The 25,032-nt window shown below is 42.9% G+C and carries 17 protein-coding genes and 1 riboswitch; of the genes, 4 read left to right on the top strand and 13 right to left on the bottom strand.

The features are described 5' to 3' along the window. Window positions 1–239 precede the first annotated feature (239 nt). A complete protein-coding gene (locus tag QZT69_RS07485; protein ID WP_294672495.1) occupies window positions 240–1,799 on the bottom strand; it encodes a PQQ-dependent sugar dehydrogenase in 1,560 nt (519 codons plus the stop codon). A 92-nt stretch (window positions 1,800–1,891) separates the two neighbouring features. Continuing rightward, window positions 1,892–3,922: a T9SS type A sorting domain-containing protein gene (locus tag QZT69_RS07490; protein WP_294672497.1), complete on the bottom strand. Its 2,031-nt coding sequence runs from the start codon at window positions 3,920–3,922 to the stop codon at window positions 1,892–1,894. A 145-nt stretch (window positions 3,923–4,067) separates the two neighbouring features. Here QZT69_RS07490 and thiL point away from each other — a divergent pair, with 145 nt between their 5' ends. Next, window positions 4,068–5,105, top strand: a complete 1,038-nt coding sequence (gene thiL / locus QZT69_RS07495) for a thiamine-phosphate kinase (RefSeq protein WP_294672499.1) — start codon at window positions 4,068–4,070, stop codon at window positions 5,103–5,105. 55 nt (window positions 5,106–5,160) lie between these two features. Here the strand turns inward: thiL and QZT69_RS07500 are convergent, their stop codons facing one another. From QZT69_RS07500 to QZT69_RS07520, 5 genes are all read right to left on the bottom strand, one after another. Continuing rightward, window positions 5,161–5,469 carry a hypothetical protein gene (locus QZT69_RS07500; protein WP_294672502.1) on the bottom strand — a complete coding sequence of 103 codons (309 nt, stop codon included), beginning with the start codon at window positions 5,467–5,469 and terminating at the stop codon, window positions 5,161–5,163. A gap of 20 nt (window positions 5,470–5,489) precedes the next feature. Further along, the gene (locus QZT69_RS07505; RefSeq protein WP_294672505.1) at window positions 5,490–8,405 is read right to left on the bottom strand and encodes a histidine kinase; all 2,916 of its coding nucleotides are present in this window, start codon (window positions 8,403–8,405) and stop codon (window positions 5,490–5,492) included. Next, a complete protein-coding gene (locus QZT69_RS07510) occupies window positions 8,402–9,187 on the bottom strand; it encodes a response regulator (protein WP_294672508.1) in 786 nt (261 codons plus the stop codon). The genes QZT69_RS07505 and QZT69_RS07510 overlap by 4 nt, the downstream gene beginning before the upstream one ends. Window positions 9,188–9,403: 216 nt before the next feature. Then, window positions 9,404–10,153, bottom strand: coding sequence for an alpha/beta hydrolase (locus QZT69_RS07515; RefSeq protein WP_294672511.1), 750 nt, complete (start codon window positions 10,151–10,153; stop codon window positions 9,404–9,406). Beyond that, on the bottom strand, window positions 10,153–11,448 hold the full coding sequence (locus tag QZT69_RS07520; protein ID WP_294672514.1) for an aminopeptidase P N-terminal domain-containing protein: 1,296 nt from the start codon (window positions 11,446–11,448) through the stop codon (window positions 10,153–10,155). Before QZT69_RS07520 ends, QZT69_RS07515 begins: the two co-directional genes overlap by 1 nt. Window positions 11,449–11,632: 184 nt before the next feature. Between QZT69_RS07520 and QZT69_RS07525 the strand changes: the two genes are divergently transcribed. The 3 genes from QZT69_RS07525 to QZT69_RS07535 all read left to right on the top strand — a co-directional run bounded on the left by QZT69_RS07525 (window position 11,633) and on the right by QZT69_RS07535 (window position 13,423). After that, complete coding sequence (locus QZT69_RS07525) at window positions 11,633–11,953, top strand: hypothetical protein (RefSeq protein WP_294672517.1); 321 nt, start codon at window positions 11,633–11,635, stop codon at window positions 11,951–11,953. 96 nt (window positions 11,954–12,049) lie between these two features. Beyond that, window positions 12,050–12,694 carry a hypothetical protein gene (locus tag QZT69_RS07530; protein ID WP_294672519.1) on the top strand — a complete coding sequence of 215 codons (645 nt, stop codon included), beginning with the start codon at window positions 12,050–12,052 and terminating at the stop codon, window positions 12,692–12,694. Between the two features lie 57 nt (window positions 12,695–12,751). Continuing rightward, complete coding sequence (locus QZT69_RS07535; protein ID WP_294672521.1) at window positions 12,752–13,423, top strand: hypothetical protein; 672 nt, start codon at window positions 12,752–12,754, stop codon at window positions 13,421–13,423. On the opposite strand, the gene rnhA is transcribed toward QZT69_RS07535, so the two are convergent. The 6 genes from rnhA to QZT69_RS07565 form a co-directional block, all read right to left on the bottom strand. Continuing rightward, on the bottom strand, window positions 13,420–13,893 hold the full coding sequence (gene rnhA / locus QZT69_RS07540; protein ID WP_294672523.1) for a ribonuclease HI: 474 nt from the start codon (window positions 13,891–13,893) through the stop codon (window positions 13,420–13,422). The two genes, QZT69_RS07535 and rnhA, sit on opposite strands and share 4 nt — an antisense overlap. A gap of 412 nt (window positions 13,894–14,305) precedes the next feature. Then, entirely contained in the window at window positions 14,306–18,028 is a 3,723-nt protein-coding gene (locus QZT69_RS07545; protein WP_294672526.1) for a PKD domain-containing protein, read from the bottom strand. A 111-nt stretch (window positions 18,029–18,139) separates the two neighbouring features. Beyond that, entirely contained in the window at window positions 18,140–20,806 is a 2,667-nt protein-coding gene (gene metH / locus QZT69_RS07550; RefSeq protein ID WP_294672529.1) for a methionine synthase, read from the bottom strand. Continuing rightward, the gene (locus QZT69_RS07555) at window positions 20,803–21,810 is read right to left on the bottom strand and encodes a homocysteine S-methyltransferase family protein (protein WP_294672532.1); all 1,008 of its coding nucleotides are present in this window, start codon (window positions 21,808–21,810) and stop codon (window positions 20,803–20,805) included. The genes metH and QZT69_RS07555 overlap by 4 nt, the downstream gene beginning before the upstream one ends. A 61-nt stretch (window positions 21,811–21,871) precedes the next feature. Then, window positions 21,872–21,985: riboswitch (SAM riboswitch) on the bottom strand. Between the two features lie 211 nt (window positions 21,986–22,196). After that, the gene (locus QZT69_RS07560) at window positions 22,197–24,671 is read right to left on the bottom strand and encodes a DUF5686 and carboxypeptidase regulatory-like domain-containing protein (RefSeq protein WP_294672535.1); all 2,475 of its coding nucleotides are present in this window, start codon (window positions 24,669–24,671) and stop codon (window positions 22,197–22,199) included. Between the two features lie 96 nt (window positions 24,672–24,767). After that, entirely contained in the window at window positions 24,768–24,986 is a 219-nt protein-coding gene (locus tag QZT69_RS07565) for a hypothetical protein (protein ID WP_294672538.1), read from the bottom strand. Window positions 24,987–25,032 lie beyond the last annotated feature (46 nt).

A 25,032-nucleotide genomic window follows, 5' to 3' on the forward strand; every position in this document is an offset into this window, starting at 1 on the left:
GAATCCGACTTGTCCGACCAACCAGCCGCCACCGGTGCATTAATTGAAAGAAAGCCCAGGTCATTGAGCGGAGTCGAAATGCCGGGCTTTTTTGTAATTCCTTAACTTTTTCCGGTTATTTTTCTTTCTATTTTAGAGTTAACAGCAAGGCACAACGAATCAGAAGTCAATTCTGATCTCTATTATATACTAAGCTTCACTCATGAATCGGGTGAAGCTTTTTTGTATGATTGGATGAATCATTCCTTCACAAAATTCTGTATCCGCTGCATGCTTTCCGATTCGTAGCGGAACCAATACAAACCTGCAGAAAACGAAGATAAATCGAGGTTCATGAGAAGCGTTTCGTCTTTGATCTCTTTCAATTTTGCGCCACGGTAATCATAGATTTGGAGGGTGTACGGCTTATTTTCAGGAAGTTCGATCTGCACCAAGCCTGAAGAAGGATTCGGAGTGATTTTTAATCCCGCATTTTGGTATGGAACAACCGGTGGTTCCATATAGGTGTAAACCGTTATTTTATCGGTGGCTGAAGTTGCTCCGCCATTGTTGATTAAGTAAATTTTCTTTCCGTCGGGAGAAACGGCGATATCGCGCAGTCTCCCGTTCAGTAACTGGTCTTCGGCAAAGTATTTTTTGGGATTGGGGTTCTCGTTGGTTGAAGCGGCAATGGTTCCCTGCGCGTTTAGTTTGAATTGGTACAATTCCATATTTGTATTGTCACCTTTTTTCAGCGTAACCAGCAAAATGCTGTTTGTCCACTCGGGGATGGAAGTGCTTTTGTAATAAATCCCGTCAGACGGAGCCACTGTGCACCAGCTGCTTCCAACATTGGAACCTGGAGTTGGAACTGCACAAATGGAATAAATCGGTTCAACCAAGTGATCGTTTGCAATTTGAGGATGTGGAACGTAATTGGCAACGTAGGCCGCTTCTCCCGGAAAATTATCATCGTCGTGGAAACCGTGCACGTCTTTCCAGCCATAATTCATTCCTTTTTCGAGGATATTGATTTCGTCGTCCGTTTTGTCACCATGTTCTATGTTGTAAAGAAGGTCAAGGTTGGTGTTGTAGACCAATCCCTGCGGGTTTCTGTGTCCGCGTGTGAAAAAGGAATTTCCGGGAATTGGATTGTCTGCAGGAATACTTCCGTCCATGTTGAAACGGTGGATTTTCCCATTGTCGGTTGCCGGGTCCTGGGCAAAATTATTCGGATTGTCGGTCGGAGGATTGTAGCATTGGTTATTTGCGGAACCATGGTCTCCGATTGTTACAAATAAATACGGAATCGTATTTTGTTTTACGGCCAGTAATCTTCCTCCGAGGTGATCATAGCCCGTGGAAATATTGGTGACAATATCCTGGTAAGCCACGACTTGTTCGGCATTCGGGTCCCATTCCAGCCTGCGGATCTTAAATCGGGTTGCCGGATTTCCTGAAGTTCCGGAATTGTAGGAATACATGAAATAAATGAAGGAAGATCCGGTTGTCGTAAAATCCGGATGCAGAGCAAGCCCCAACGTTCCGCCTCCGATTCCCAGGCTTGGACAAAGCACAGAGTTTTCCAAAGGACTTCCCCCGAAATAATCATTTGCTGTGTAAATAACGATTTTAGTTCCTGTTTCAGCATCGATCCTGGAGACTCTTCCGTTGCTTTCTGTTGCCCAAAGCATGGAATCCGGTCCGTAGAATAGTTCCCAGGGAGTGGAGACTTGAGTCGGTAATTCTGAACGTACGAAAGTTTGTGCTTTCCCGGAAAAGAAATGCACGACGATAAGGAGGAGGATGAAATACTTCATGCTTGATGGAGTTGATGCGATAAAAGTACGATTTAGAATGCAAAAAGCCCGAATATTTATCTTCCGGGCTTTTCTATTTTGACTATCGAGGTTTATTTGATGACTATCCGTTTGGTTATTTCAGATCCGTTAAGTGTGCAGGAAACCAGGTAAGTTCCCGGGGCCAGGTATTCAAGATCTATTTCCGACGAACCGGAGATTTTACTTGTAAAGACTGACTTGCCATCCAATCCAGATACTTTCAATTCGAATTCCTCGTTGTTGGTTGTTTGGATAGTTATTTTTCCGTTGCTTGGATTCGGATGAATGGAGAAATCAAAGGTATAAGTTGATAAACCGAGGGAGGATATATTCAGGTTCAGGTAACTCACACTGTCGCATCCATATTGGTTCAGTGAATGATAGGAGTAAATACCGCTCTGAGTATAGGTTTGATTGTTCCAGATTGTGGAGTCAAGGGCAAAAACTACTAATGTATCACTTTCTGAAATGTGGCTTCCGTCTGTAACCGTGTTGAACACCTGGTTGGTAATAATGGCAGGATTGTAATCAAAATAGATCCTCGCTTTATTTTTTATTACGACTCCATGTGCCAGGTTTGGTTTCTGCTCGAATTCAAAAATAACATAACCGGTGCTTAAATAAGGTCCGGCTGAAATTGAAGCTGGGAGAAGGATGGTATCGAAATTAAAACGCAATACATCATTGTTGTCAAAATGCACTTTCACAGGATGGGAAGAGCCAAGGATCCTCAAACTTTCCTTTTTGATGTTAGGGTTCAGTGAATCTATTAATTTGATGTTGTAAGCGTAAGAATTTCCAGTATTTCTGAAGCGTATTGTATAAGTCAGTTTTTCATTGTTATACACAAAATGAGGAGTGCAATCACCGGATGGATAAACCTTTTTGTCGTTTGGATCATACCCGTTTAGCACTGGGAATCTATAATTTCGAGTGTTGTTACCTGGATCAGAATCTCCAACCAGGTCATTAATTTTTAAATCCAGGTATACGGAATCACCTACTTGAGCATTGGTGCTTGTAAGAAGTGTTACATTAGCAATAAATGAGTTGCCGCTTGGTTGAGATAAATTGGCATAATTCCAATACAAGGTATCTCCACTTATCGAATTTGGGGCTGGGACTGCGCTTACAAAGCTTGTAAGTGGATCCAGGACCAAAGAAATTGTTCCTGAAGTGTTCTGGCATCCAAGGTTTTCAGCGTGTATAGTGGTATAAGCCTGTTGTCCGGGCATAAAATTCGCGCTGACGAGGTTTACTAAGTTGTCAAATCCCGGTGATAATACATCAATGAATACACTATCAGTGCATTGTAAAATCCCGAGTGAGTCAAAAACCTCGAAATAAAGAGTGGTATCACTGGCAGGAGTAACAGTAATATTGTTTTGAGTTGAACCGTTTTCCCAGGTAATAATGTTGTTCGCACAGTTGTTATCATTGAACTTGATATTATCCAATCCCCAGTTATCGCAGCATGATCCGGATGAGTTTGGTTGGATCCATCGGAACAATGTACCGTTCGAAATGGCATTATAAGGTAATGGATAAGTAAAAGTATTCCATTGTGTAAAAGGGGTGGGGCCGGTTGCAGCAGGTACAGCACTGTTATTAATATGAGGAGCTGTCGTTCCATCAGGAACAAAATAAACAATGTCTGCCCAGTTAGCACCATTGTTCACACTGTATTGCAGTAGTACTCCTTCGTTCATTTGATCAGGCCCTTCACATGGGGAAGCTCCTCCCTGAACGGCATACATTAAATCAAATCGGATTTCTCCTCCGCAGCTGGTGTTAATAGGACTTGTTGTAATACTTGGTATCCCAACAGATGTGGAAGCCCAATAATAAGGTGTGCCATCAATAGAGTTTCCACAAGGGGTTCCGAATGTGGTGGTTCCTGTTGTTTGCCATCCAGGTGGAATGGAACCGTTGAAATTATACAAGGTGTTAAATACTCCTGTTGAATAAGGATAGACACCTACTGTTACACTCGTGTTTGGACAAGTTGTGATAATATCGTTTACCGTAGTTACGGTACATTGAGCAAAAGTTCGGTATAAACTGAACAAGCTCAAAAGAAAAATGAAGATTCGGTGTTTCATCAAGCTGATTTTTTCTGTAAAGGTAGACTTTCTTCTTTAGTTCTCATAAAACCAACTGTTTTTTTGAGAGGTTTAAGCAGTGTGAATCAGTTGAAACCTGATTTCTCTGTTCCTTCTATTATCTTTGTAAGATATATTAAAGTACATGTCAGAAGAAAAAAGAACGGACCTGGAATCCCTGGGTGAATTTGGAACGATTGATTTATTGACGAAAAACTTCCTGCTTACCAGGGAATCAACAGCTTTTGGTATCGGAGACGATGCAGCTGTCCTGGAAAGGAATGAGGAGCAGTATACCCTTATTTCCACGGATATGCTGGTGGAAGGTGTTCATTTCAACCTGATGTACGTTCCTTTCAAACATCTGGGATATAAATCCGTTGCTGTGAATCTGTCTGATATCGCTGCAATGAATGGTACGCCTGAACAAATTACGGTTTCAATAGCTGTTTCAAACCGGTTTCCATTGGAGGCGTTGGAAGAGTTATACGATGGAATCCGATTGGCGTGTCAGCATTACAAAGTAGATTTGATCGGCGGTGATACGACTTCTTCGCGATCCGGATTGGTCATTTCGGTAACTGCCATAGGCGTGGTCGATAAATCCAAAGTTGTTTACAGGTCAGGAGCGGGAGTGAACGATCTGTTGGTAGTTTCCGGAGATCTGGGAGCAGCTTATGTCGGATTGCAGGTTTTGGAGCGTGAAAAGAGCGTTTTTGAAGCAAATCCGGATATTCAGCCTGACCTGGATGGAAAGGATTATATCATTCAAAGACAATTGAAACCTGAAGCGCGTTTAGATGTGGTCAATTATTTGAAAGAGCTGGATGTGGTTCCTACATCGATGATAGATGTGTCTGACGGATTGGCTTCTGAAGTACTTCATCTGTGTAAAGCAAGCAATAAAGGTGCGATGGTTTATAATGCAAAACTTCCGATCGATTCACTGACATCGACTACGGCGATTGATTTTAACCTGGATCCCTCTACTTGTGTATTGAATGGAGGCGAGGATTATGAATTGTTATTCACGGTTGCGCAAAGTGATTTTGATAAGATTAAAGGGAATCCGCATATGACGGTTATCGGATATATGACGGATGCAAGTGAAGGGACTTACCTGGTTGATACGAATGAATCGTTGATTCCTTTGAGAGCCCAGGGGTGGAATCATTTCCAATAGGAATTGGAGAAATTATAGAACAAAAAAATCCCCTTGGTTTAACCAAGGGGATTTTTTATTTATTGTCTTTCTGATCTTTCTTTCTTAATGGATCTGTGATGTCTCCTCCGTCCGGATCCGGTGCATTTGGATCAACAGTTGGATTTGAATCCGTTCCGGTTCCGTTCCCGGATCCGCCTAAAGCATTTGGGTTTCCAATTCCTTCGGATGAAGTTGTAGAAGTTCCTGTTGAAAGGCTTTTGACCTCTGCTTCAGGCTCAGTGCAACCGCCAGTTCTTGGGCGGATGTCAGCTTTTTGACAAGCTGCAAACACGAGTAATAATGATGCTATAAGTGTTATCTTTTTCATATCGTAAAAACGCATACTCAACAAATATAAACTATTTAATCATTTATTTCCAAATTTTCATAAGGAATTTTGATTAAAACGCGTGTTCCCTTGATTGAACGGTCCGGATTCGTCATTTGAAATGGCCCGATCAGCTCGTAATCCTTATTCCACATTTGACGGATCAGGTCTATTCTTTTTGAAGTAATTTCCATTCCCTGGGACTTGTGATCGCCTTTAAACTTGGCCTTTTTGTTCAAACTGTAGTCTATTCCGATCCCGTTATCATCAATGCAGATTTCCAATTGATCCCCTAGCGCTTTGATAGTTACAACGATTTCTCCTTTTTTTGTTTCGTCGGGAAGAATTCCGTGAATAATGCTGTTTTCTACGAAAGGCTGAAGCAGCATCGCAGGAACGGTTACCTGTTCCAGGTCAATATCCCGGTTTTCGATTTTGTAGGTAAACCGGTCTTTGAAACGCATGGCTTCCAGGGAAAGGTATAATTCCAATCGTTCCAATTCCTGGTGCAGGGTCACTACATTATCTCCTTCTGATGCGCTGTCCAGGTTTTTCCGGATCAATTTCGCGAAACTGGTCAGGTACCTGTTTGCAGATACGCGGTCCTGCGTGTTGATAAAGTATTGAATGGAATTCAACGAATTAAAGATGAAATGGCGGTTCATACTGGCATTCAGTGATTGCTGTTCCAAAGCAAGCAGACGTGATTTGTTTTCCAGGTTTATTTTGTAGTTGCGTTCTCTTTCACGCTTGATCTGCAACCTGAAATAATAGCGTATTCCGAATGCTATGGCGACAAAAACAAGGATATAGAACCACCAGGTTCTCCAAAAAGGCGGAGTAATGGTGATTTCAAATGAACTGATGTCTGATATTTTCTTTGTCCCGGAAATAGCGCGGATCTGAAGCGTATAATCTCCCGCATCCAGGTTGGAAAGGATGATGGTCGGGTTTAAAGTCGGGGGAGACCATTTGTCGGATTCTCCTTCCAGGCGGTATTGAAAAGTAACGGATTCGGGATCTTCCATCGAAATCCCATCCAGATCTATAATCAGGTTGTTCTTAGAATAATTAAGTTTCAATCCGTTATAAATGTCGGAAGGGTTTATTTCCCGGTAATTCACAAGGACTCGAGCAATGTTGAGCTTGGGTTTAAAGTCGGAGAACCCGTCTTCTAAATCAAGCTGGAGTTTTGCCAGGCCTTCACTGGTGCCGAACCAAAAGTTTCCGCCTTCATAAATCGAAGAATTGATGTTGGATTCCAGGTTGATCAAGCCGTTGTTGGTTCCGATGTGTTTTACCAGTAATTGGGAGTTTTCGCTGTTTTCAAAAACATACAACCCATCGTTCGTGCCTACAAAAATGTTGCTTTCTACGCGGTGGATAAAATTGATGAAGCGAGCCCCGCTCTTGGAACTGTATGAAACGTCCGTGAAATTGATCCCGTCGAAGATCACCAACCCGTTTTCGGTGCCTATCCAAACACGGTTGTCCACATCTGTTTCGATCGAAGCAATGCTGGCTTTGAATTTTTTAAGCAGTTTCTGTGTTTTTTTTGCCAGGTTGAGCTCATAAAGACCTTTGGATGTTGCTACCAGGATATTCGAATAGTAGAATGTGATATCCCGGATGTTTCCGTCCCGGCTGATATTGAATTTGAAACTGGGATAATGATGAAGGGTGTTGTTTTCAATATATCCCACACTTTCTTCACCGGCAACTATCAGCCTGTTCTTTAAAGGTTTCAATACCCGGAAGGTGGTAGAAAATTTTTCAGAGAGGTATCTTTTCGGTTCGGACTTAAAATCCCAGCTGAATATTCCCATATCGGTTGCGAACCAGGCCAATCCGTTGAAATATTCAATGTCCCAGATAGTTGTTGCCGGAATAGGAATGTTCTCGCAAACCCCCTGCAGGTTCATTTTGAAGGCCCCTTTATCATAGGAACCAAAAAGGTAGCTTCCGTTTTTCAATTTTGTCCCCGAAAGGATCAGGTCCGAAGGCATGCCGGTTTTGGTGGAGTAAATCTGCAGGTTTTGATTGGCAAAACGGACAAGCCCTTTTCCATCACTTCCGAACCAGATATTTCCTTCGTTGTCCTGGAAAGAGCAATTGATCGCTTTTACAGGAAGTCCGTTAGCTTCGTTCAAACTAAGCTGCTTCATTTGAGGGGACAGACGGATAACTCCCTCCGGAGAAGACAGCCAGAGCTGATTTGAACGGTCACTTGTTAGTGCTCCAATATAAAGATCTGTTGCCTGAACGGGAATCGAATCAAATTTTTTGAAGGTCATATCGGTTTTGAAAAGCCCTTCGAATGAAGTAGAAATGAAGACTTTGTTCTGAGCAAGTGCAATTCCGGAAATGCGACGGTCCCTGAACGCTTCTACACGATTAAAATTCGTGAGATCGTCAGTGAAATACAACCCGTCCCGAGTACCGATGTAAAGCTTTCCATGGATGATTTCCAAATCCCTGCAGGCAGATGCGTGGGGATTTTTCAAAGTGATTTTTGAAACATGCCCCTTTGAAAGAATATACAAACCGCTTCCTTCAGTGGAAGCAATGATTTTCCCCTGGTATTGAATAAAGTCCGTAACGATTACAGTTCGGTTATTATCTCCAAGTGAATAGGTCTGTGCTTTGTTGTTCTTGATTTCGGTAATTCCACCTTCATGACCGACCCAAATGGTTTTTTGAATAAACTGCAGGCAGGAGACACGGTTGTTGAACAAACCCTGTTCCAGTGAAAAGGTCGTAAATGTTTTTCCGTTGAATTTGGCCAATCCACCCAATGTTCCAACCCATAAATAGCCGTCGTCATCCTGTGTAATACACTGGACTTGTGATTGCGGGAGGCCTTGCCCGTTGGAGTATGTAATGAAAGAATAGTCTTGCGCCATTCCCAAAGTAGAAATGGCTGCAAAGACCATTAATGCGAGTAATCTCATCCTTCTTTCAGCATTTTCACAAAATCAGTCACTCGGTTTCTTGCCACGGGTATGCGCAATCCGTTTTTCAGCACCGCAAAATGACCGTCTTCATTAATGTATTCCGCAAGATTATTGAGATTAATGATATGCGATTTATGGATCCGGAAAAACTTGGCCGGATTCAGGATGTTTTCGTAAATCTTTAATGTTCTGGTGTCCAGGTAGCGTGTTCCGTCATTAAAATAGATCGTTGTACAGTTTCCGCTTGCCTCCAGATGAGAAATCGTATTGTCTTCCACGATTTTCAGCCCTTTGGTATGGCTGATTGCGATGCGGTTGTTCGGTTTGTTGCGAAGCAGTTGGTCGGACAGGTTGCGCAGACTTCGGAAATAAGTCACATAATTCTCCGGGTCTTGCCCGAATACATTATTTGCTTCCACCAGTTTTTCAACGGCAACCCGCAGGTCGTCAATATCGATTGGCTTCAGAAGGTAATAAACAGCACTTGCATTGAATGCACGGATCGCATAATCCTTAAAGGCCGTAACAAATACAACCAGGAAATTCTTTTCTTCTACTTCTTCCAGTAATTCAAATCCTTCTGCACCGCTCGGCATTCGGATATCCAAAAAGACCACGTCCGGTTTGCTGGCAGTGATCAGTGCTTTGGCTTGTTCTTTCCCGGAAGCTTCACCGATTACTTCGATTTCAGGACAGAAATCGTCCAGCATCATGATTAAATTTTTGCGTGCGTATTCTTCGTCATCAATGACCAAAGCACGAAGTCTTTTCGGTTCCATAATGTAGTTTGTTACGTGTTCTTACCGACAATTTACGAGTTCTTAGAAACTGAGTGATGGTTTTTAAACAGGATACACTCAAATTTAAACTGTTAAAATAAATAGCCTGTCAGTATAATCAAAAGTTATAACCGTTAAAATTATTTATTTTTTGCAGAATCAACTATTAAAACCAGGGGTGAAAATTTCTCACCTCTTTATTATTTTAATACCCGGTTAAAATATTGTTTGCAATAATTGAATGACTTCCTCGCGGTTCTCTTCATGGGACATATGTGCCGCATTTGGAAAAACAATGGAAGAGATTTTATGCTGTTTGCAAAACGAATCCAGCAATCCTACATTGACCAGTTTGTCGTTGTGCCCGCTGATGACTGTATACTTTTCAGGGTTCTTTTCCATCAGGTATGCGAGGTCGAAGCGGTTTTTCATTGCCAGGGCCGCCCATGCGATTGCCTTCGGGTCCATTTTGTCAGCAATTCGGATATAATGATCTATCGCGTCCTTCATCATTGCCGGATTGGAGAAGAGGTTCGGAATAGCTTCACGAATAAAAACAGGTGCTTTCGTGAGTACCAGGTTGGCAACCCGTTCGCGGTCCCGCTTTTTGTCTTCCGAGTCACTCCAGGGGTGTGAATGGAACAGGATCAGGTGTTCAATGCCGGGAATGAGCTTCGTCAATTCCATACCTACATATCCACCCATAGAATGTCCTATGATAATGGGGTGTTTCAGGTTTTCATGAAGAATGATTTGTTCCACTGCTTTGGCCATGGACAGGATGGAAGGAGCAGCGTTGAAATCTACGGGGCTCTTGCCGTGTCCGGGTAAATCAATGCAGACTGCTCTCACAGGGAGATGGGGGATTAATTCGTCCCACATACTGTAATCCTCCATGAAACCGTGCAAAAAAATTACAGGACTTCCATTTCCGGAAATCCTGTAATTCAATAATTGTTCGTTCATTATTTGCTGTTCATCAACGTTTCTATCTCATCCGCTTCAATAGGGATATTTCTCATTAAGTTAAAAGGTTCTCCGGAAGCCTGAACCACCAGGTTGTCCTCGATTCGGATTCCCAGCCCTTCTTCCGGGATATAGATTCCCGGTTCACAGGTAAATACCATGTTCGCTTCGATCGGGACATTCCATAAACCAACATCGTGCGTGTCCAATCCAAGGAAATGTGACGTTCCGTGCATGAAGTACTTTTTATATGCCGGCCAGTTCGGGTCCTGGTTCTTAATATCTGTTTGGTCCAGTAATTTCAATCCAAGCAACTCCGATTCCATCATGCGGCCCACTTCTTTTTGGTATTCAGCCAGCATCGTTCCCGGAACAAGCATTTTTTCAGCCTGTGATTTAACACGCAAAACAGCGTTGTAAACTTCTTTTTGTCTGGGAGTAAAACGTCCGTTAACCGGAATGCTTCTTGACATGTCCGAGGAGTAATTTGCATATTCCGCTCCTACATCCAACAGGATTACATCACCGTCCTGGCACTGCATGTTGTTTTCAATATAATGCAGCACACATGCATTTTTACCCGACGCAACAATCGGGGTGTAAGCCCATCCTTTGGAACGGTTGCGCAGGAACTCATGCGAAAACTCTGCTTCGATCTCGTATTCCCAAACGCCCGGTTTCACAAAGCCAAGAATTCTGCGAAATCCTTTTTCGGTAATATCACACGCTGTCTGCATCAAATCCAATTCGATCTTTTCTTTCACGGAACGGATCTGGTGCATGATTGGTGCGCTTTTGTGTACCTGGTGTGCCGGATAATCTTGTTTTACCTGGATGATGAAACGGTCTTCACGTGTCTGAACAGTTGTGTCGGCTCGTAAATGCTCGTTTGTGTTCAGGTAAATCCCTTCCGCTTCGGCCATTAACTGCTTAAAGATCGTTGGGAATTGCTGCAGCCAATAAACAGTTTTGATACCTGCTGTTTCAAATGCCTGGTCTTTATTTAGTTTAGCTCCTTCCCAAACTGCAATGTGATCGTTGGTCTCTTTCAGGAAAAGGACCTCGCGGTGCGCTTCATTACTTGCATCCGGAAATAGAACAAGGATACTTTCTTCCTGGTCCACTCCCGATAAATAGAAAATATCGCGGTGCTGTGTAAACGGAAGCGTACCATCTGCGCTAATGGGGTAAATATCATTCGAATTGAAAACAGCCAGGGTCTTTTTTGCCATTTTTGCCGTAAACTTTTTACGGTTTTCAATAAAGAGCTTATTGTCTATTGGGAAATACTTCATGTTCTTGATATGTGAGATCGTGAAATTACGAAAAATTCAAAAACGCAAAATTGAAAATTCAAACCCGGATGTACGGATATTTGAACCTTTTTGAACTCTTCGAACTTTTTTCATGCCGGGAAGTAGATCGTAAGTACTTTACGAACTACCGGGTGCAAATTTGTATCATCAAAGTTCAAACAGTATGAAAACAATATTCGACAGCATCTTACTAAACCGCATCCAATTTGAAAGTTCATCAACAGAAGTACAGCTGGATTGCTGCATCTATGAAAACGGAAATGCCTTTGAAAGCCAGATTTTTGTGAGTATGAGTGCATTCAACCAGTTAATGTGTGAATTAAGTGTTCGCGGAATAGACCTGGATATGGATGAGAATCTGGATACTATTGTTATCTCAGATTCCGAAGTCATTTATTCGATGGATTTAACAGCGAATACCGATAAGCCGATTTTCTTACCTTATTATTGTTTACCTGAACAGAATAAGTTGTTAAGAGCCTAGATGTGTGAGATTTTCAGAAATATCTTTGGAGTAAGAAAAAAAGTTGTATTTTCGAATTGTGTTCTTTGGAACATATTGGTTTGAAAAATAGTATCTATGAAAAAAGTTATTGCGCTTTTTGCGTTTGGGTCGGTCTTTTTAGCTGGCTGTCCGAAGCATGAAATTATTCCGGCACCGACACCAAAGGTGGAACTGGAATCAAGTTTTATTGGAATTGTAAATGGAAGTCAGTTGGAGTTGACACAAAATGTTGACGGATATTATTTGGATGCAACAAAAACAAAATTCATCCAGCCTTCACCTACACCTTCACTGGCTACTTATTACGCAAATATGAAGTCGTCCAATACATTGGTTTCGATTCGGGTAGGTTTGGGTTCACTTCAGTTTGACGGAAGTGCGAACAGTGATCCGAGTTTGTCTGTGTTTAACAACTTCTTTACCACGATGACTACTCCGACCTATGAAGCAAATGCTTACAATGGTTTTGAAGTGGTTTACCGGGATGGTTCAGGAAACGTTTGGAAATCTGATCCTGCATCAACTCCTCAGGACGTTGTTTTCACAGGAATTGTACAGGAATCTGACGGTTCGGGAGATTACTCGAAATTCACATGTACATTTAATTGTAATGTATATCGGAAAATACCGGACTTATCGACTCCGACTCCGCTTGATGACTCGGTAACGCTTATGCTGCCTATCGAAGACGCGGTTCTAAAGGGTTGGTTTAAAAGATAATTGATAATTTAAAGAAGCCATTTGTCAATCGACAGGTGGCTTTTTAGTTGATTCTGTATGCAGCAACTGAAAATTGGAATTATTGGGGATTTTAACTTTACCTTCAATACGCACCATGCAACAAATATGGCCTTAGACCATGCAGGTCGTTTTCTGGAAGTAGAGTTGTCTTATTACTGGATTAAGATCAACGAGATCATAAACATGAAGCCTCAGCAGTTATCAAATTATGATGGCTTTTGGTTTGCCCCGGGTCCATACCTCAATTTATTTTATCTCAATGGAGTAATCGATTTGCTGCTCCAACAGGAAGCACCTGTTTTTATTACCGGAGAAGGATATAAAGCCTTAATCGATGTATTGATTCACCGCAATAACCTCAGTGCAAACGGAGAAAAATTAATTTCGGATAACCTGGTAGACGGCAATCATTTCGAACGTGTTTACGTGGTGCCGCATTCTTCTGCACTCATCCATTTATATGAAACCCGTAATCCGGAAGAACTAACGGCTACACGTTATAGTTTGTACCCGCAGTTGATCGGAAGCCTTACGGAAACAGACCTGGATATTGAAGCTTACAACCAGTTTGAAGAGCCTGAAATTATTAGTTTGAAGAATCGCCGGTTTTTCCTGGCATGTGGATTCTGCCCGCAGATTAGTTCGACCCGGGAACTTCCTCATCCCTTAGTTTATACTTTTGTGAAATCCTGCTTTCTGAGCAATTAATCTTCGTGCCGTTGCACTTCTTCGAAGTATTGGTCGATCAGCAGGTTTTTTCCTAAAGCTGCTTCAACTGCCAATACATCGCAACGCTCATTTTCCGGATGTCCGTTGTGTCCTTTCACCCAGATAAATTCAATCTTGAAAGATTTGGCAACCGATAAGTAACGAAGCCACAGATCTTTGTTTTTTTTCTTGGCAAAGCCTTTTGCCTGCCAGCCGTAAACCCATCTTTTTTCGATAGCGTCTATTACATATTTGGAATCCGAATAAATTCGGACAGGAATTGTATTGGTTTTCAAACTTTCCAGGGCACAAACAACCGCAAGGAGTTCCATCCGGTTATTAGTTGTGAGCCGATAACCCTGGGAAATTTCCTTAACGGATTGCTTGTATTTCAATATGATTCCGTAGCCTCCCGGACCCGGATTCCCTCTGGCAGAGCCGTCTGTAAATATTTGAATGTATTCTGACACAAGGACAAAGTTATAAAAATCCGGCGTTTTAAAATTTCTAATAAATATTGTAGAAAAACCGATTTTAGCTAAATAGTTGTTAAAAATTCACCCTGGTGGATTTTTTAGGATTCCAATAGTCAGAACTGCTGAACAGGTCGATTATTCTTCCGAATGCACTAATTATACCGATAAATTGATGGTTTTTAATTCGGTAATAAGGTATTAACTTTCAAGAAATGTTGGAAATAGCAAAATTTGGGTTTTGAAATACATAATTTAATATGCAATTTTGTAATCGAAAAGGAGCTGATATCTTCAGTTTCTGATTCAGTGAATAGTGGTTAGGTTAGGTTAACGAAAAGCGGTCAGCAATGACCGCTTTTTGTTTTTTAAACCAGATACTATTTTTGAAGTTCAAACTAAAGTTTGTTTATTTGACAAGCTCAAGGAATCCGGCTTTTTCAATCGGATTGTTGTCCTTTAAAATACCGTTTAATTTATAGAAATAAACTCCTTCGCTGCAAGGATCTCCTCCCTGAGTTTTACCGTCCCAGAAAATCGTTCCTGTTACATTTTTTCCTTCGTGAACTACATTTCCCCAACGATTTACGATAAGGATGTCAAATGACTTGAAAATGTCTTTCTTGAAAGAGAAAACTTCATTCGTTCCGTCACCGTTAGGAGTGATGATATTCGGCATCTCGAAATCACCTGTAACGGTGATGACCGTCGTGTAAGTATCAAAACATCCGTTCGGATCTTCTACTGTTAATGTAACGGTGTATGATCCGGCAGAGTAATATGTAGGATAAATGGAAGCTCCCGAATTATTGATTACCTGGGGATTTGGGGCCATGTCCCAGGTCCAGGTAGAAATTCCACTTACACTGTTCGACTGGTCATCCAATTCAACGGTTGTACCTAAATCAATGTATGTTGGATTTACCACAAAGTAGGCATTCAATCCGATATCCGGAATAGTAATAGGATTCATCGGATAAACGACTTCACAGTTATTGCTGTCTGTAACAGTCAAAGTCGGATTATAGGTTGTTACATCATGATAGGTGTGCGTAAAGCTTGTAGAATCATTTACTGTTGTTCCGTCATCTAAAGTCCATAAGATGGTTTCCAGGAAGCTGGTTGCGCCTATAGTGAAATCAACATCCTGACCGCAACCACCCGCATTCTGTGTCCATGAAGGATTTGCTACCGGTCCGAAGATTGTCAGGTAATCAACATAGGTTGTATCTGAAGTACAGCCGAATTCATCGGTTATAGACAAAGTGAGGCTGTAAGTTCCCGGGAATACGTAAGTATTATTTGGATCTTCAAGCACGGAAGTTTTTCCATCCCCGAATATCCAGCTGTAATTGGTGATATCTCCATAAGTCAGGGAAGCATCTGTTAAATCAGCAAAAACAGGAGGACATAGGTAATCCCCGTTAGTGTTTGTTGCGGCCCCGCTGAATTGGTATTGCGGAATTGCCACCGGCGTAGAGATGGTTAATATCCTGGATGATGTGTCTTTACATCCGTTAGCGTCCGTCACAATTAATACATAGCCGTGTGTGAAACTGGAAGTGGAGTTGTTCAGATTTTCGTTGTAGGTATGTCCATAATCCGTTGTGGTACTTACCTGTGAACCATCAACAATCCATTGGTAAGTCAAAGGAGCGACACCGGAAGAACCATTCACCGTAGTAACATTTTCCTGGTTACAGATCACGGAATCAATTGTAAAGAGTGCCGTTGGTTTCGTTACGGTAACTGAAGTACTGGCTGGTGCAGAAACACAACCGAATTGGTCAGTAGCAACTAGAGTCGCTGTGAATGTTCCTTCGGTTGTATAAGTGTGGCTTACAGCTGTTCCTACGCTATTGGTTGTTTGTGTTGTACCATCATCATTAAAAGTAAACAGGAAAGAAGATAAAGCAACTCCGTTATTCTGTAAAGTCGATCCATTGGTGAAGTTCACCACGAAAGGAGCACAACCGGCATTGTCATCCGGGGTGATTTGAGCCAAAGGAAGTGCTAAGGCGATCATCGGGTTGAATGTAGCATTATCGGCACATCCCACGTTATTTGTTGCTGTTAAAGTAATGGTGTATGTTCCGAAACCCGGATAAGCATAACTCGGATTCGTTCCTGTGAGTATTTGTCCGTCTCCCATGCTCCAGGAATAAGTCCCGAATGGGTGATCTACCCAGGTTGTGGAGTTCTGGCCAAGTGTAAATGAAGAATTTACACAAACGGAGTCGTTTGATGGTGGTAATATTCCTGCTGTAACTGTCGATATATGTACCACCTGGGTGGTACTGTCCGCACATCCGGTAGTGTAATTGTAAATTACCTGTTCGATGGTATATGAACCATAGTTCGCATAATTGTGTGAAGTTGATCCCAGGTCGGCATCGTCGAAATCAGGATCGTCAAAAGTGGTTGTTGATCCGTCTCCCCATTTCCAGATCATTGTGCAATCATCCGAAAGTTTTCCAATGATGGATTGATCATTCACAGCTACGTTTACCGGTAAACTTGCCGGGTTGCAGTACAATGTTTGGGCCGGTTGGAATCTGCTGATAGGTGCTTTGATATAAACGGCATCCGGAATGGTAAGTGTGTCGCTGCAGCCACGGAAAGTAACAATCAAAGTCACATCAAAATAACCCGTGTCCTGGGAATAGGAATGGTCCGGGTTTTCAAGGGTAGAAGTCCCGCCGTCGCCAAAATTCCACAGATAAGTGACCTCATCGGGAGTGTGCGGGGTTAATACCTGCGATAAATTGTTGAAGTGAATGGATCTTTTAGCACATTCCGGGCTTTGATCAATGGTGAAGTTGACAAGGTCTACTTTACCTACTTCTATGTATGCGGGAATAGTAACAGTTCCCTGGCATCCCGATTGGGTGGTGATTGTTAAGGAAACATCGTAAACTCCAAGGTTGTATGTATGTGCAGGAGGATTTTGTCCCACAAAAGTGGTTCCGTCGCCAAATGTCCATAACCAGTTCGTAATAGGGACTATTGTTGAAGAAGTGTCGATGAATGTAACTGTAAGAGGTTCACATCCAGCTGTGTCTGTGCTGGTGAAACCTGCAAGTGGAGGGCTTAAGGTAACTGCATTTAAACTAATGGTTCCCGGACAGCCGTTCGCGCCGGTCATGGTTAGTGTTACCGTGTAGCTACCGTTGTTTGTATAATTATGTACCGGTGGATTTTGCCCGTTAAAAGTGGTTCCGTCGCCGAAATTCCATTGGAAATTCGTTCCGGCTGGACTTGTATTTGTAAAAGTAACTCCCTGCGGAGCACATCCTGTAGTTGGATTTGCGGTAAACGAAGGAATCGGAGTAGGTAATATGGTGATTTGTTTCGACGTAGATCCGGAACAGCCCAGACTTGTATTTTGTGCGTTTAAGCCAATAGTATATGTTCCAGGAGTTGAAAAAGTAACGGTGTTGTTTTGAGAGTTAGAGCTGGAAGGATTACCTCCCCCAAAAGTCCAGCCCCAGGAATTGGCACCTACTGTTGAATTATCCGTAATGGATACGGGGGTATTCTGACAAGCTGTAGCCGGAGCGTTTATACCGGCCTGGAAATTCGAAATAACGATTGGTTTGATCATCGTGTCTTTACACCCGAAACTATTGGTCGCAATAAGCGAGACGTTGTATGTGCCCGCAGTGGTATAATTGACTGCCGCAGGATTTTGAAGGGTTGACGTTTGACTATTCCCGAAATTCCAGTTGTAGGAAACAGCTCCGGTAGTAGTGTTTCCGAAAGTTACGCTTACCGGAAGACTGCAGCCGTTTGCTGTGGTCGTGAAATTCGAAACCGGCTTCGGGTTTACTGTCACATAGGCGGACTTTAACTCAAAATCGGCCTGACCGTTCGAAGCCTGAACGGTAAGTGTTACGGTATATGTTCCGGGAGCACTGTATACGTGGTCCGGATTCTGCTGGACAGATGCATTTCCGTCTCCGAAATCCCATTGATAGGAAGTGATAGGCGAACTTCCTGCCGTAGATTGACTGGTGAAATGGATACTTTGTTCCAAACACACAGTAAGTGGTGATGCAGTGAATTGAGCGGTAGGTGGTGTTTGAGATAATCCAAATGTGGAAATCATCAGGCAAAAAAGTAGTACGCGCATAATTAAGCTTAGTTTCAAGGTTCACACAAATGTGAGATTAGCATACCTTAGTTGTTAATTTACTAACAATTAGGCGGTAGAATCGTTAATCTTCCTTGTAAAGATGCTAAATTAATCAATAAGGTTGCTCGATAACCAGCGTTTCATTTCATTTACATCCATCTTTTTTCTCGAAGAAATGTTATCTACCTGATCTATAGTTATTTTTCCCAGCCCGAAATACTTGGAGTCGGGATGTGCGAAATACCACCCCGAAACGGATGCTGCCGGCCACATAGCTAAGGTCTCGGTTAAAGAAACACCACTTAGTTCTTCCGCATTTAAAAGTTTGAAAAGGTTTGGTTTTTCAGTGTGGTCGGGGCATGCCGGATAACCCGGTGCAGGACGTATTCCTTTGTATTCTTCGGCAATCAATGCGTCGTTGTCCAACGTTTCGTCATTCGCATAACCCCAGGTTTCTCGTCTTACTTTTGCATGCAGGTATTCGGCGAAAGCTTCTGCTAAACGATCAGCAAGTGCTTTGATCATAATGGAATTGTAATCGTCGTGATCTGCTTCGAAGCGTTTCACATGTTCATCGATTCCGTGACCGGCTGTAACGACAAAGGCTCCAAGATAATCAATCATCCCACTTTCTTTCGGCGCAATGAAATCGGCTAATGAAAGATTGGGTTGTCCGGCTGCTTTTTTCGTCTGCTGGCGCAATGAATGTTGAATTCCCAATACCGAAGTGCGTTGCTCGTCTGAGTAAATCTCAATATCGTCATCTATACTGTTTGCCGGGAAGATACCGTAAGCTGCCTTAGCAGTCAGCCATTTTTCGTCCACAATCTGCTTCAGCATTTTCTGAGCGTCCTCGTAAAGCTGCGTAGCTTCTTTTCCAACAACCTCGTCTTTCAAAATGCGCGGATATTTTCCATGCAGTTCCCAGGTTTGGAAGAAAGGTGTCCAGTCAATATAGGGAACTAATTCCGCCAAGTCCTGTTGTTCAATAACCCGGACTCCTAATTGACGGGGTTTTTTGATGGTCTCGGAATTGAATTCCAAAACCAGTTTATTCTTTAATGCATCTGCATAGCTCAATACCTGCTTTGCTCCGCGGTGTTTTTCATGGTGCTCACGGACTCTTGCATAATCTGCCTGTACGTCTTTGACAAACTGTTCTTTCTTGTGTCCCAGCAATTGTTCTACTACGGTTACCGAACGGGAAGCATCCAATACGTGGACAGTTTGACCTTTATGGTAATTCTGTTCGATCTTAACGGCTGTGTGTACTTTGGAAGTTGTAGCTCCTCCGATCAAAAGAGGAATGGAAAGGTTTGCGCGTTCCATTTCTTTGGCAACGTGTACCATTTCGTCCAGGGATGGCGTGATTAATCCGCTTAGTCCGATTACATGGGCGTTTTCATCGATTGCTGCCTGGATAATCTTTTCAGCAGGGACCATTACGCCGAGATCCACGATTTCGTAATTATTGCAGCTTAAGACCACAGCAACAATGTTTTTACCGATGTCGTGCACATCTCCTTTTACGGTTGCCATGATCACTTTTCCTGCCGATGAGGATTTTCCATCTTTCTCAGCATCGATAAACGGAAGAAGATAAGCGACGGCTTTTTTCATGACGCGGGCAGATTTTACTACCTGGGGAAGGAACATTTTTCCGCTGCCGAATAAATCACCCACGATGTTCATTCCGTCCATCAGCGGACCTTCGATGACCATGATTGGCCGGGGAAACTGGTGCCGGCATTCTTCAACGTCTTCATCGATGAAATCCACAATTCCCTTTACCAATGCATGCGCTAAACGTTCGTTCACCGGGGCGTTTCGCCACTCCAGGGAAACTTCTTTCTTCTTGTCTTCTCCTTTGAAGTTTTCTGCGAAATCCAGCAGACGTTCCGTGGCATCTTCTCTTCTGTTGAGAAGCACGTCTTCTACGTATTCCAATAATTGCTTGTCAATATCGTCATAAACTTCCAGCATGGATGGGTTCACGATTCCCATATCCATTCCATGCTTTATGGCATGGTAAAGGAATGCCGAATGCATGGCTTCACGAACCGGGTTATTTCCCCGGAAAGAAAAGGAAACATTGGAAACTCCGCCGGAAACATGTGCTCCCGGAAGATTTTCACGAATCCATTTGGCAGCCCGGAAGAAATCCAGGGCGTTGTTATTGTGTTCTTCCATTCCGGTTGCTACCGGGAAGATATTCGGGTCGAAAATAATGTCTTCAGGTGCGAATTTGACCACGTCTACCAAAATGCGGTAAGAACGCTCACAAATCTCTATACGTCTTTCGTAGCTGTCGGCCTGACCTTGTTCATCGAATGCCATGACTACCGTTGCCGCACCGTACCGTTTGATCAGTTTTGCCTGGCGGATGAAATTTTCTTCACCCTCTTTCAGGGAAATGGAGTTCACGATCCCTTTTCCTTGAATACATTGTAACCCGGCTTCGATAATTTCCCATTTGGAACTATCGACCATGATCGGAACGCTTGAAATATCTGGTTCAGCAGCAATGAGATTCAGGAATTTCACCATGGCTTCTTTCCCGTCGATCATTCCTTCGTCCATGTTAATGTCGATCACCTGCGCACCACCTTCCACTTGTTCGCGTGCTACAGAAAGTGCCGCTTCGTAATCGTTTTCCTTGATCATTCGAAGAAAAGCCCGCGATCCTGTCACGTTGGTTCGTTCACCGATGTTTGTAAAGTTACTTTCAGGTGTGATGGTAATGGCTTCTAAGCCCGATAAGCGTAAATGGTTCATGCGTTTGCTGTTTCGCTGATTTTTCTGGGTGAGTATTTAGCGGCAATTTCAGCCATCTTACGAATGTGGTCGGGAGTTGTTCCGCAGCACCCCCCGATAATATTGATCAATCCTTCCTGCAGGAATTCTTCAATTTGAGAACCCATCATTTCAGGAGTTTCGTCATACTGACCGAATTCGTTTGGCAATCCTGCGTTCGGGTGTGCACTTACGGCAAATGGAGCCTGGTTTGACAATACCTGTAAGTAAGGTCTCATGGCATCTGCTCCCAAAGCGCAATTCAAACCAATGCTCAAGAGCGGCATGTGGGAAACAGAAACCAGGAATGCTTCGGTAGTCTGACCGGTTAATGTTCGTCCGCTTTGGTCAGTGATCGTTCCTGAGATCATGATAGGGATTTGAATACCTCTTTCCTCGCTCAATTCATCAATGGCGAACATCGCAGCTTTGGAATTCAGGGTATCTGTAATGGTTTCTACTAACAGGAAATCTGCTCCACCGTCCATTAATCCTGTAGCCTGTTCTTTGAATGCAACAACCAGTTCGTTAAAGGTAATTGCTCTGAATCCCGGATCGTTTACATCCGGAGACATGGAAGCCAATTTTGTTGTTGGTCCCATAGAACCTGCTACGAAGCGTGGTTTATCCGGATTTTTAGCTGTGAATTCATCACATACCTCGCGTGCAATTTTTGCTCCGTGGTAGTTAATATCGTAGACCGCTTTTTCCAAATGATAATCTGCCTGTGCAACCGATGTTGCTCCAAAAGTGTTGGTTTCGATAATATCTGCTCCTGCTTCCAGGTATTGAGCGTGAATTTCTTTAATGACGTCGGGGCGTGTCAGAACAAGGATGTCGTTATCGCCTTTCAATTTGTGCGGATGATCTTCAAACCATCCTTTACGGAAATCGTCTTCCTCCAGGTTGTAACGCTGGATCATGGTTCCCATCGCTCCGTCAAGGATGAGAATTCGTTCTTTTAGTAATTGCTTGATGTCTTTCATAGCTTTATTTATACTTTGCAAACTATGAAGTAGGGGAAGTAGTTTCGAAAAACTACTGGTATACTTATCTTTTCCAGACGATGACGTCAGGATCGGATTTGGCACCTTCTCGCTTTAAAAACGGCAGGTTGCCAAGGTTTCACAGGGCCTGTCCCTCCACCTTTCTTCATAAGTTATCTCAAAGATCTGCGACAAAGATAACCAGTAGATTTGATTTTCACAAGTGTGTTTAACCACATAGGTGCATAGGTCACATAGATTTTCTTATTGTTTGCAATTAGGTACAGGACTTAAATCGTATTCAAAATAAGGTGAGTAGTTTAAGTGTGAAATGGTTTTTTCCTATGTTTCTATCTGTGCTATGTGGTTTATAACCAGAAATGTACTTAGAAGTTGAACTTCATATTCCGGTCATCCAGAACGGCAAATGAAATTTTCCCGGTCCATCTTGGTGAAATGTTGTTTCCGTCTGAGAATACACCGTATAAACCAATGCGCAGTCTCCGCTTCGAGAATTTAAAATTACGCTCAATACCGGCCAGTACCTCATAGTGCCTCCAGTTATACTCGGCAACGTATAAAGCTCCACACCCGAAAACCAGTCCGATTCCCGTTTTCTTCATGAAGGGGATTTTATTCATGATCGAACCGTTATCGTGGTGGATAAAGTGCGCTTCGATATAGTAATCGCGAGAGGGAAGGGAGGAATCCTGGTCCTGGAAAGAGTATAAAGGATTGGAGAACCAAATAGGATCACTGCGCCGCTGGTACTTGAAATCAGCATCCTTCAGGTTTTTGGAGCTCAGGAATTTTCCCGATTTGATGTGGTAGGAGGATGTTCCCAGGGTTCCCAGCTGGAAATTCTGGTAAATCCCTATTAATCCGTATTCATGGTCCACGTCACTGCCGAATATTTTGGGAATTCCCCGCTCGTAAGTAGCATAAACGGTTGGCCATTTGGAGCCGAGTACCACTTTCCGATGAGGCTCGCGCATGTATTTTTGGCCAGGGGTGTAACTAATGGTTATCTGTCCGATCAATGCCTGGTATCCCTCGAAAGGTTTGAAATCATCGTTTGGAATAACACTGTCCAGGAATCCCAGTTTTTTGTAGCCGTTGATGGACCTGCGTTCCGTAAATTCGAAATCAATATCGGCATAAAGACCATTGAGATACTCTTGTGTGTGGCCAATGCTGAGTGAAGTGGCCTCAATGAAATTACTTCGTTTATAGATCTGGGTAATCGCATCGTAGGAGATGACGGCATCAAAATCGTGATCGAATCCGCCCCTGATCCTGGCCTGCCTGAATGGGTCGTAGAGGTAATTACCGTTGATGTTTCCTTTGATATCGTGGTTTAGGAAACCATAAGAAAGTTCGGTGCCGACATCCAAGGTGCGCTGATCGTTCCATTTTTTGAAATAACTGAATCCAGGTGCAACACGCGGACCGGCAGGATATAAAGGCCTTGCCATAGCAGCAAGTGAACTGATAGACCACTGGGTCTTTTTCGGGCGGTTGCGGTGTTCGACCCCAAACCAGAGTACCTTCAGAAAAGTAACTTTGTTAAATACCTTATCAATCGAATCCAGGTATTCCTTCCGGTTCAAAGCATCGTGAATGCTGTCTCTGACAATGATAAACCGTTGCTCTTCAGGGGTTAATGAAACGGCACGTTGTTCTTTCCAGAAACTGGTATCCTTTTCATAAGCTTCTTCGGTTGTGACAGCCAATTCATTATTAAAAAATTTCGGGGTAAAATTCGGTTTGAAGTTGTAATTGGTGAATTTGGCAACCGTTTTACAGGCAGAACTCTGGTCTTTGTATTTTACTCCGTAATCCAATACCTGTTCGCGCAACACACACATCGAATCTCCCGGAAGGTCAAATTCCTGGTGGATGGAAAAATAATCGTACATGAAAAGATTTCCTTTTTCCATGGTAAGATCCAGTTTTTGGATCAGCCAGAGGGAATCTACAACATAAATGTATCCGGTGAGTGTTGAAGTAGAACTCATGCGGGGAAGGATCTTGATCTTATGGATCTTTCTGCCGTTCTCTTCGTATTGTGCTTCCAGCCTGTAGCGGTAGGAAAGGATTCCGGGAGTAGAGATCGGACTCATAACCGGAGTGCTGTGCAAATCTTCCAGGTAAAGCAGGTTTTGAAAGAAATTGAAATTCGATTTGACCGTTGTGGTGTAATACAGTGTTCGTTCATCACCTCTTAATTCATACGCATTCCGGATCTCTTTCACTTTATTTGGAGGCGCATAATGGCGTGTCACCTGGATTTCCGCAAAATTCATATTCCCGGCCAGCTTTTCCATTTTCCGCTTCTCTTCTTCGAATGGATCTGCTTCCTGGCGGTCATTTTTCTTTTCCGTCTCGGATTTCTCTTTGCGTGTGATCGCTTCCGTAGCTTTGATATAAACATCGGTGGAATGGGCGTAAGACCACGGATTGATCTGGTCGCGTTTCTTCACAACCTCGAGCATGATGTCTCTTCCGGGATTGCTGCGTTTGGTGACAATTTCTACATCGTCCAGTTCGCTGATCTTGATCGGGAACAGCTGAATATCTTTTACAGCGCCCTTGTTGGAAATAACCACGTAGGTTTCACGTTCCTGGTAACCGGTGGCATTGACAATCAGAAAATATTCCCCGTCGAAAAGCTGCAGCGAGAATTTTCCGTTCTCATCCGTTTGTGTACGCAGATCTGTATTATTCTTGACATACACATTCGCGAACGGAATAGGAAGCTTTTTTTCATCCAGCACCGTACCGCTCAGATTCCATTGAGCAAACGAAATTGCGGGAATGCAGATCAAAAAGAATAGGAAGACGACCTTCAAAAGCTTCATGTAGACCGGAGTGTTTTTTAGTGAAGCGAAAATAAGGATATTTGGATGCTAATTCTCTGAAAATTAGTTAAAAACCGGGGTTTTTGGGATGAGTGGTTACTTCTGCTTTTGACTATTCAAAAAATCCTGGTGTTTTTCCATGCGTTTTCGCATGTATCTTCTCAGGAAATAAGTTCCCAAAGCCATGAATGCAAAAGCATAATAAACCGCCCAGCTACTGAAACTTTCTTTCAGGCACATTACTGTTACCATGATAATGATGATAATTCCTACCGCCAGCCAAAATAGCTCCATAATGCGATTGTATAGTTTCATGTCTTTATTATATTTAATTATAGCTCGCTCACGAGTAATCTTCAGG

The sequence above is a fragment of the uncultured Fluviicola sp. genome (assembly GCF_902168135.1).
Taxonomy (GTDB): Bacteria; Bacteroidota; Bacteroidia; order Flavobacteriales_D; family Crocinitomicaceae; genus Fluviicola.

Bases quoted from the DNA above. Each gene is read 5' to 3' on its own strand.
- QZT69_RS07485 (WP_294672495.1), bottom strand. From the start codon at position 1,799: ATGAAGTATTTCATCCTCCTCCTTATCGTCGTGCATTTCTTTTCCGGG.
- QZT69_RS07535 (WP_294672521.1), top strand. From the start codon at position 12,752: ATGCAGCAACTGAAAATTGGAATTATTGGGGATTTTAACTTTACCTTC.
- thiL (WP_294672499.1), top strand. From the start codon at position 4,068: ATGTCAGAAGAAAAAAGAACGGACCTGGAATCCCTGGGTGAATTTGGA.
- QZT69_RS07505 (WP_294672505.1), bottom strand. From the start codon at position 8,405: ATGAGATTACTCGCATTAATGGTCTTTGCAGCCATTTCTACTTTGGGA.
- QZT69_RS07555 (WP_294672532.1), bottom strand. From the start codon at position 21,810: ATGAAAGACATCAAGCAATTACTAAAAGAACGAATTCTCATCCTTGAC.
- QZT69_RS07565 (WP_294672538.1), bottom strand. From the start codon at position 24,986: ATGAAACTATACAATCGCATTATGGAGCTATTTTGGCTGGCGGTAGGA.
- QZT69_RS07520 (WP_294672514.1), bottom strand. From the start codon at position 11,448: ATGAAGTATTTCCCAATAGACAATAAGCTCTTTATTGAAAACCGTAAA.
- QZT69_RS07560 (WP_294672535.1), bottom strand. From the start codon at position 24,671: ATGAAGCTTTTGAAGGTCGTCTTCCTATTCTTTTTGATCTGCATTCCC.
- QZT69_RS07500 (WP_294672502.1), bottom strand. From the start codon at position 5,469: ATGCGTTTTTACGATATGAAAAAGATAACACTTATAGCATCATTATTA.
- QZT69_RS07545 (WP_294672526.1), bottom strand. From the start codon at position 18,028: ATGCGCGTACTACTTTTTTGCCTGATGATTTCCACATTTGGATTATCT.
- QZT69_RS07525 (WP_294672517.1), top strand. From the start codon at position 11,633: ATGAAAACAATATTCGACAGCATCTTACTAAACCGCATCCAATTTGAA.
- QZT69_RS07530 (WP_294672519.1), top strand. From the start codon at position 12,050: ATGAAAAAAGTTATTGCGCTTTTTGCGTTTGGGTCGGTCTTTTTAGCT.
- metH (WP_294672529.1), bottom strand. From the start codon at position 20,806: ATGAACCATTTACGCTTATCGGGCTTAGAAGCCATTACCATCACACCT.
- QZT69_RS07490 (WP_294672497.1), bottom strand. From the start codon at position 3,922: ATGAAACACCGAATCTTCATTTTTCTTTTGAGCTTGTTCAGTTTATAC.
- QZT69_RS07510 (WP_294672508.1), bottom strand. From the start codon at position 9,187: ATGGAACCGAAAAGACTTCGTGCTTTGGTCATTGATGACGAAGAATAC.
- QZT69_RS07515 (WP_294672511.1), bottom strand. From the start codon at position 10,153: ATGAACGAACAATTATTGAATTACAGGATTTCCGGAAATGGAAGTCCT.